The 8154-nt window shown below is 48.7% G+C and carries 8 protein-coding genes and 2 tRNA genes; 5 read left to right on the forward strand and 5 right to left on the reverse strand.

Going from position 1 to position 8154, the window contains the following annotated elements; genetic code table 11:
- The 3 genes from ACOJTG_RS24150 to ACOJTG_RS24160 form a co-directional block, all read right to left on the reverse strand.
- Window positions 1-272, reverse strand: a 272-nt coding sequence (locus tag ACOJTG_RS24150) for a DUF5615 family PIN-like protein (RefSeq protein WP_420156157.1), incomplete at its 3' end; no start/stop codon positions are given.
- Window positions 272-517, reverse strand: coding sequence for a DUF433 domain-containing protein (locus ACOJTG_RS24155; RefSeq protein ID WP_094812579.1), 246 nt, complete (start codon window positions 515-517; stop codon window positions 272-274). The genes ACOJTG_RS24155 and ACOJTG_RS24150, both read right to left, overlap by 1 nt.
- 25 nt (window positions 518-542) lie before the next feature.
- Window positions 543-1679, reverse strand: coding sequence for a Gfo/Idh/MocA family protein (locus ACOJTG_RS24160; RefSeq protein WP_102200895.1), 1137 nt, complete (start codon window positions 1677-1679; stop codon window positions 543-545).
- Window positions 1680-2087: 408 nt separating this feature from the next.
- On the opposite strand from ACOJTG_RS24160, the gene ACOJTG_RS24165 reads away from it, so the two are divergent.
- The 5 genes from ACOJTG_RS24165 to ACOJTG_RS24185 all read left to right on the forward strand — a co-directional run bounded on the left by ACOJTG_RS24165 (window position 2088) and on the right by ACOJTG_RS24185 (window position 6217).
- Window positions 2088-3341: an MFS transporter gene (locus ACOJTG_RS24165; protein WP_420156158.1), complete on the forward strand. Its 1254-nt coding sequence runs from the start codon at window positions 2088-2090 to the stop codon at window positions 3339-3341.
- 100 nt (window positions 3342-3441) lie between these two features.
- Window positions 3442-4275: an SMP-30/gluconolactonase/LRE family protein gene (locus tag ACOJTG_RS24170; RefSeq protein WP_420156159.1), complete on the forward strand. Its 834-nt coding sequence runs from the start codon at window positions 3442-3444 to the stop codon at window positions 4273-4275.
- 296 nt (window positions 4276-4571) lie between these two features.
- A tRNA-Glu gene (locus tag ACOJTG_RS24175) sits at window positions 4572-4643 on the forward strand.
- Window positions 4644-5019: 376 nt separating this feature from the next.
- Window positions 5020-5844, forward strand: coding sequence for an SDR family NAD(P)-dependent oxidoreductase (locus ACOJTG_RS24180; protein WP_420156160.1), 825 nt, complete (start codon window positions 5020-5022; stop codon window positions 5842-5844).
- Between the two features lie 298 nt (window positions 5845-6142).
- Window positions 6143-6217: transfer RNA gene (locus ACOJTG_RS24185), tRNA-Glu, on the forward strand.
- Between the two features lie 51 nt (window positions 6218-6268).
- On the opposite strand, the gene ACOJTG_RS24190 is transcribed toward ACOJTG_RS24185, so the two are convergent.
- Together ACOJTG_RS24190 and aac(6') are read right to left on the reverse strand one after the other, a co-directional pair.
- On the reverse strand, window positions 6269-7225 hold the full coding sequence (locus tag ACOJTG_RS24190) for a sugar phosphate isomerase/epimerase family protein (RefSeq protein WP_420156161.1): 957 nt from the start codon (window positions 7223-7225) through the stop codon (window positions 6269-6271).
- Between the two features lie 365 nt (window positions 7226-7590).
- Window positions 7591-8028 (reverse strand): aminoglycoside 6'-N-acetyltransferase, encoded by a 438-nt coding sequence (gene aac(6') / locus ACOJTG_RS24195; RefSeq protein WP_420156162.1) that lies wholly within the window; start codon window positions 8026-8028, stop codon window positions 7591-7593.
- Between the last annotated feature and the right edge of the window lie 126 nt (window positions 8029-8154).

An 8154-nucleotide genomic window follows, 5' to 3' on the forward strand; every position in this document is an offset into this window, starting at 1 on the left:
TCATGTATGAACTGCCCGGGAGCTTCGGGGGTAAAGGAATTCCATCGAAAATAAACGACTCCCGCCAGAGGCTTATATCCTTTTTTGAAAATCAGTTCACCGTAATCCCGATCAAAAGTAAGAATCGTACGGTTTTCCTGAATAGCAAGATTCATTACTTCTTCATCTTTCGATCCTGAATAGTGTTCACCAACGGCTATAATATCGACGTGACGTTCCCGCAACCACTGAGTACTGGCTTTAGGAAAGTTCTCGTTGGCTAGTATTTTCATCAGGCCGCTTTTGATGGAATGGATTGATGGAACAGTAAGCCATCCCGCAGGCAATCCTGAATATATCCGAACACGGCCTGCAAGTCCTCACGAGACAACTGAGGATAGTTCTCGAGAATCGTCTGTTCCGACCAACCATCGGCTAGTCTGCCAATCAAAAATTCAACTGAAAGTCGGGTTCCTTTAATGACGGGCTTCCCTAGTAACACCTGTTCGTCTGATTCAATTCGCTCCTGCCAGTTCATACTACGTAAAGAAATTTAATTGAGTCTACTCAAACTTCGTCCAGACAGCTCCATTGCTGTTCGACTTCAGCACCGTATCAATGAACGCCATTCCGCGTAAACCGGCTTCTACTCCGGGAAAATCGAAATCGGGATCAGGCTCCTGACCGGCTTCCTTCGCCCGTACGGCAAAGGCGAAGTTGCGGTACAAACTGGCAAAGGTTTCCACGTATCCTTCCGGGTGGCCGGCGGGCTGACGCGTGTGTACCTGAGCCGCCCGAGACTCGGCATTCACTCCCGTACGAATAATGCGGGACCCTTTTTCCTGATTGGTCCAGACCAGCGTATTGGGTTCCATTTGTCGCCATTTCAGACCGCCCAGTTCGCCGTATACGCGGATGTTCAGGTCATTCTCCTCGCCGTTGCAAATCTGACTGTTGTGCAAAATACCCTTAGCTCCGTTTTCAAAATGAAGCAGCATGTTGGCATCGTCATCGAGCTGGCGACCTTCCACAAAAATCGTCAGGTCAGCGAGTAATTCTGTAATCTTTAGTCCCGTAATGTATTCCGCCAGGTTTTCGGCGTGCGTGCCAATGTCGCCCACGCCCCCAGCAGCTCCACTCTTGGAAGGATCCGTACGCCACGCGGCTTGTTTGTTTGTACCGCTCGATTCCACCAGCTGAGACAACCAGCCCTGCGGGTACTCGACAATTACTTTGCGTACCTTACCAATCGCTCCGGATTTGATCAGGTGACGGGCTTCCTTCACCATGGGATAAGCCGTGTAATTGTGCGTCAGGCAAAAGACCAGATTCGTCTGTTCCCAAATCGCTTTTAATTCTTCGGCTTCGGCCCGGTTTAACGTAATGGGCTTGTCCAGTACGACGTGAAAGCCGTTTTCCAAAGCCATTTTTGCGGGCGGAAAGTGCATGTGATTGGGGGTTACGATGGATACAAAATCCATACGTTCACCCTCGGGAAGTTCTTTTTCCCGCCGAATCATTTCTTCAAAGCTGCCGTATACCCGATCCTCCGGCAAATACAGGGCTTTACCCGTTTCTTTTGACTTTTCAGGATTAGAACTAAAGGCTCCGCAAACGAGCTCAATTTCGCCATCTAAAGCGGCTCCCCGACGGTGTACAGAACCAATGAAAGCATCGAGACTGCCTCCAATCATTCCCATTCTGAGTTTTCTGGCCATGGATAGAGGTTTTGACTACGTGTGAATGTTTAATGGAAAGGTATGGACGGAAGAAAATACGCTGCCGCATTTACTGCGATCTAACCTGATTTTAGTACTAAACGGTCAGGCGAAATGTTTTCGGCAGGTGGTAATCCTTCTTCTTCCATCGATACAAGCTGCCAAAGTTTGACAAGAAAATGCATATTTCAAATGAAGAATCGACATAAGCCGGAGAAAGTACCGGTTTGGCATACCGAATTTTTCACGCTTGCGTTTCAAGAATAAACCCTATTCTTTCTAGCAAAAATGCCCATCTTTTTGTTTTTTAGCCGAACTATTCATACGCACATTCCCTGTGCTAAACGTCAAATCATTCATACTAAACCCTTTATCTAAACCTCAATGGCTATGATACAGTCCGTTAACCGGGATCGTTTGTTTCTGGCAAGCTGCTTCGGTCTAATTACCACTGCCATGATTTTTGGAATTCGGGCCGGAATTCTTCCCCAACTGGGTGCCGAATTTGGGCTTACCTCCAAAGAACTTGGCTACGTAAACCAAATGGCTTTTCTAGGTTTTCCCATTGCGATGATCGTAGGCGGCCCGCTGTACAACATCATCGGTCCCAAACGAATTGTATGGGTGGCTTTCGTAACGCACCTGATCGGTATTGTCAGCACCATTTTCGCCGACGGTTTCTGGACTTTACTGCTTTCTACCTTCTTCGTTGGTTTTGGCAACGGTACCATCGAAGCCGCCTGTAACCCCATGGTAGCCGATATGTACGACGGTAATCAAACGACCAAGATGCTGAGCCGCTTTCACATGTGGTTTCCCGGCGGTATTGTCATCGGTAGTCTGGTCTCTAAATTCATGACCGACGCCGGACTGGGCTGGCAGTTACAGATGGGGGTTATTCTGATTCCCTTGGTACTGTACGGCGTTCTGTTTTTGGGTCAGTCATTCCCGGAGAGTACGGCCGAAGAGGGTCATTCCAACACGACCAACATTAAGGCTATGCTCTCGCCGCTGTACATTTTCATGCTGATCTGTATGGCCCTGACGGCCATTTCCGAATTCGGTCCGGAACAATGGGTAGGTCCTATTCTGGAAAAAGCCGGAGCCAGCCCCATGCTGATCCTGGCCTTGGTGACGGGCTTAATGGCCGTTGGTCGTTACTTCGCCGGCCCTCTGGTACATAGCCTCAACCCCACGGGCGTACTGTGGGCTTCCTCGGTTATTGCTACGATCGGTATTGTACTGATGAGCCAGGCTACGGGAGCTATGGTTTATGTTTCGGCGGTCATCTTCGCTATCGGTGTATGCTACTTCTGGCCGACGATGATCGGTTTTGTGGCCGAATACATTCCTAAATCCGGAGCCTTCGGGATGTCCATTATTGGTGGTATGGGGATGTTCTCTACGTCCATTTTCCAACCAATCATTGGTGGCTGGATTGACGATGAAATGAAAAATGCTACCGCACGCGGACTGACGGGCGATGCCGCTCAACTGGCTGCCGGACAGGAAACGCTCGACAACATGGCCATTTTCCCGGCCATTCTGATTATCGCCTTTGGTGTACTGTGGTTTGTAATGCGTAACAAAAAACCTGGTCATCACCACGATGAAACACTGGCCGCTCAACAGCCTCAGTTATAATTTTTGCCTACCTTTGTATAAAGTTTAGGCAGATGAAGGCTGGAAAGACATCCGTTTTTCCAGCCTTTTTTACTATTCCAATCCCTCTTTTCTTTCGTTTATGAAATACCTCGTTTTAGTAACCGGCCTTCTCACGAGCCTTACGGCCTCAGCCCAGGTACAACTACAAAAACTCTGGGAAACCGACTCTACGCAACTACGCACACCCGAGTCCGTACTGGTGGATCCAGCCAGCAGTTCTATTTACGTCAGTAACATTGACGGCAAGCCCTGGGAGGCCGATGGCAAAGGCTTCATTTCGACGCTAGCCGCTAATGGGCAGGTACAAACCCTGAAATGGGCCGAGGGCCTTAATGCTCCTAAGGGCATGGGGATTTCGAAGGGCAAAATGTACGTAGCCGATATTACCGAAATCGCAGTTATTAACGTCCGCAGCGGCCACATCGAACGAAAACTGAAACCCGAAGGAGCCGTCAACCTCAACGACGTAACCGTTGGCCCCAACGGCGATGTATACGTGACGGATTCGGGCAACAATCGGATTTACCACGTAAAAGGTAAAAATGTATCGGTATACCTGGAAAGCCCCGAGTTACAGCGACCCAACGGCATTAAATTCGTGGGTGACCGGATGTTTGTACTGACTTCCGGTAGTGGCGTTTTCTACGAAGTAAATCCGGATAAAAGCTTGAAGAAACTCGCGGAAGGGTTGCCCTCCGGGGATGGCATCGAACCCGACGGTACTAACTTTTTCCTCTCGCGTTGGGAAGGGGTTCTGCACTACTGGTACGCTGCCGACGGCAAGCTCGTTCAGGTACTGGATACACGGGCTCAAAAGAAAAACTGTGCCGACATTGGCATCGATCAGAACAAGAAAGTGCTGTACGTGCCCACGTTCAATGGGAATACAGTAGCCGCTTACCAGATTCCCTAACTAGCCTTCGACCCGGGTTGGAATAAGTTGCAAAGAAGACTCGGGTCGAAGTACTCATTTTCGGGATATATCCGTGAGAAGATGGTCGCAAATGCCATGTAAATCCTTTTTTCGGCCCAATAGATGCTTCACGGGCATTTTTTGAACAAAAGCCATAAAACGCATAAACTTTAAAAGAAAGAAAACTTTTTTCAGGCGATGACTTGCGTTCGCGTCTGACAATCCCTTATCTTTGCACCACGTTAAACGAAACGGCTTAGCAAATCGCAAAAAACGTATCGATTAACTCCCCAAATGGTCCGTTCGTCTAGGGGTTAGGACGTATCCCTTTCACGGATAAAACACGGGTTCGATTCCCGTACGGACTACTAACATTGGCAAAGAGCTCTGAGCAATCAGGGCTCTTTTTTTGCTTTCTTTCCAGTAATGTTTCGATTGAAACGGTCCTTTACAACCATAACTCTGCCCTAACTTCAACGTGTCCTGTCTCTTGGCAAACTCGCGTACCTCTAGTGATACGGTCAGCCTTGTTTCTATCATTGAAGCTGCGTATGGATTGGGTCACCCCTGATGGAGCCTTCCTTTTTGACTAGACTAGTAGAAAATTCTCGCCTTGAACCTTTCCCGTATTTCTGTGCTATTCTTCCGCTGAAATGAGCTATTCCGGTCCGTATGCGTCCCTCTACCTTTGTAAGGTCAAAAGGCACTAAAGCCTAATCAGATTTTATAAAACAACGCACGATCATGTCGAAAGTCATTTTTATTACCGGAGCATCCAAAGGATTTGGCAAATTATGGGCAGAAGCCTTCCTCAAACGCGGCGATAAAGTAGCCGCCACGGCCCGCAATACCGATGCTTTAAACGAACTAGTCAGTACCTACGGCGAAAACATTTTACCTCTCACCCTCGACGTCAATAACCGGGAAGAAGTCCATACTGTCGTGCAGAAAATCGAGCAGCAGTTTGGTCGGATCGATGTACTGATCAACAACGCGGGTTACGGACTTTTCGGAACGACCGAAGAAACCACCGAAGCCCAGGCCAGATTGCAAATGGAAACTAATTTCTTTGGCTCCCTGTGGGTAGCTCAGGCCGTATTGCCCGTATTTCGGAAGCAGAAAAGCGGCCACCTGATTCAGGTTTCCAGCTTCCTAGGCCTAACGACCTTGCCGATGCTGGGCCTATACAATGCTTCCAAATTTGCGGTGGAAGGGTTAATCGAAACCATTGGCTCGGAAGTAGCTCACCTGGGTATTAAGACTACGCTGATTGAACCCAATGGCTACGCTACCGACTGGGCCGGTGCCTCCGCTACCCAAACCTCCAGTGACATTACCGATTACGCTCCGGTACGCGAAGCCTTTAGCAGTTCCAGTGAAAGTGCGGATACCTGGGGTAAACCCGAAGCGACGGTACAACCAATTCTGAATATCGTCGATAATCCGAATCCACCGCAACGACTGTTGCTGGGTAAAATGGCTTACCATGGTATGCATCAGGTGTATAGCCAACGCCTGAAAGACATTGAAGCCTGGAAAGAGGTAAGTATTGCCGCTCATGGTCATTAAGGCGTCCGGAACCGGGGCGAACGTAATTTCTAATCGATAAAAGCGGCTTCCCACTTTCAAGCCGAATCGTCCCTTGCTTTTTTTCAAAGGGTACGCATGACGATGCTTCCGACGAAACTAGCTGGTTCTCAAATCAATAGATTGTACCCTAATTGAGACAGTACTTATTCTGTAAAAAAATTAGCGGTAAAGGGCTCGAAAGACTTGCGTTCGCCTCACTTATTTACTTATCTTTGCACCTCGTTAAACGGAACAGGAAGGCAAAACAGCTAAAACGAACTGAATAACGATGCAAAATGGTCCGTTCGTCTAGGGGTTAGGACGTATCCCTTTCACGGATAAAACACGGGTTCGATTCCCGTACGGACTACCAAACTGGCAAAGACCTCTGATCGCACAGAGGTCTTTTTTTATTTTCTCTTTCCTAAGTCGTAAACGTAAAGGCTTTCCGCAGTAATTCCAGACTTTTGGGTACCGCCGTTCGGGGGTCTTCCTTCCCTTCCATTTCCAGCGATACAAATCCGTTGAAATTAGCTTTTTGCAGGATCTTTCCGATGCGGGTGTAATCCAGCTCTTTATCGTAGTAATGGCCGCCGCCGTAGTAGGTTTTGGCCTGTACAATGGTCGCGTATGGAGCGATGCGTTCCAACTGAGCGTACGGTTCGCCCACGAAGTTGCCCGTATCTACGTTCATCCCCATGGCGGGCGAGGCTTTCAGGGGTTCGTATATCCGTAACAGGTAATCAATGTTGGAGGAAAGGCCCCAGTGATTTTCGATAGCAAGTACCACGCCCGCTTTTTCGGCTATTTTCAGGCATTCCTGCATTCCTTCAATACACCATTTGATCGCATCATCGTCGGTGTAGCCTTTCAGCGGTGGTTCCACGCCGTCTTTGTAGTAGGCCGCATCGCGTTTGACGGTCCGCCAGCTCCCCGTGTTCATGCGTACGCAGGGAATGCCCATCTGCACGGCTAGGTTGATGCACCGCTCGGTATGTTCGATGTCTTTTTTGCGTTTGGCCGGATCGGGATCGACGAAGCTCTGGTGGATGGACAGGAGCGGCAGCGACAAACCATTATCGAAGGCCATTCGCTTGAGTTTGTTCTGATAGGCAATCGTTTCATCGGTCATCTGGCGATGTAGAATCTCGACGCCGTCAAATCCGATTCGGGAGGCATCCTCAATGACTTTCTCAATGGGATACTTCTGCTCCTGAAAATGCCAGTACGAGTACGTCGAAACGCTAATCGGAATGCGACGAACCACGGCCGGAGCGGCCGCAGTACCCGGAAGCAATTCCCGATTTTTCCCGACTAGTACGGCTGAGCCGAACAGGACCGTTTTCTGGAGCCATTCCCGGCGATTGGATGCGTTTTTCATAGTTGTAGAGGTTCTGTTGATAATTAATCGTTTTTAGTGGATAGAGGTGATTCGTTCCTGTGTGTAAACAAGTTATATAAATTTCAGCATATCTGTTCTAGGTTGTCAGGGATGAACTCATAAATAAGTGAGGCTTTAATCAACATCTGTGAATCTCTCAAGTTCAGGTACCACTCAGCGTCATCTCCCCGTGGAGATATACCCGGAAAATACTTGAATAGAGGAAAGAATTACACCGATTCAGCGTACGAACTCAAGTGAGGTAAAGCAGTCAGATTGCCCGATACGCTAACTCCTATACGCAGGAAAGAATTAGCAGCAATGTCTGATTACTAGAAACTACTCAGGAAAGGCTGTCAACCAATTTATAACCGTTTGATCAGACACACGATTCGGTTTGCTTCTTCAAAGCCCAGTTTCTGGTGAAAGACCAGACTTTCCGTATTGTCCAGTTCCGTATCCGAAGCCACTTCCAGGCAGTTTTTCTCCCGAGCCCAATTCTCCCCCGCCCGCATCAGCAATCGCCCGATGCCCTGGTGCTGGAATTCCGGTCTTACGTACAAGCCTTCCACGTAGGCCACCGGCGAGTGCGAAGCTCCCTCCACGTAATCCGTCCGCAGGGTCAGATGAATGAAACCGATATATTCCGGTCCTTCTTTCGCCAGATAGCAAATTTCGTCCCTGGCCGTAAGCAACCGCTGGTAATTCTCCCACTCTTCCTCAAACGAGCATTCCGGCCACAAGGCCAGGACGAGGGTTACTAATGCGGGGAGGGTTTGGGAAGAGAGGGGTTCGATTAGCATGGGTGGTTTTTTATGGCTTCGCCAAGGTAGGAGTTAAACTTGGCAAGGTCAAAGGTAGATTACCCTCCCTACAGCAATGCTAGCAGTCTGACACCTAACTATATTGTTTTACTTGACTCTCCAATT

Source organism: Siphonobacter sp., assembly GCF_048595215.1.
GTDB lineage: Bacteria > Bacteroidota > Bacteroidia > Cytophagales > Spirosomataceae > Siphonobacter.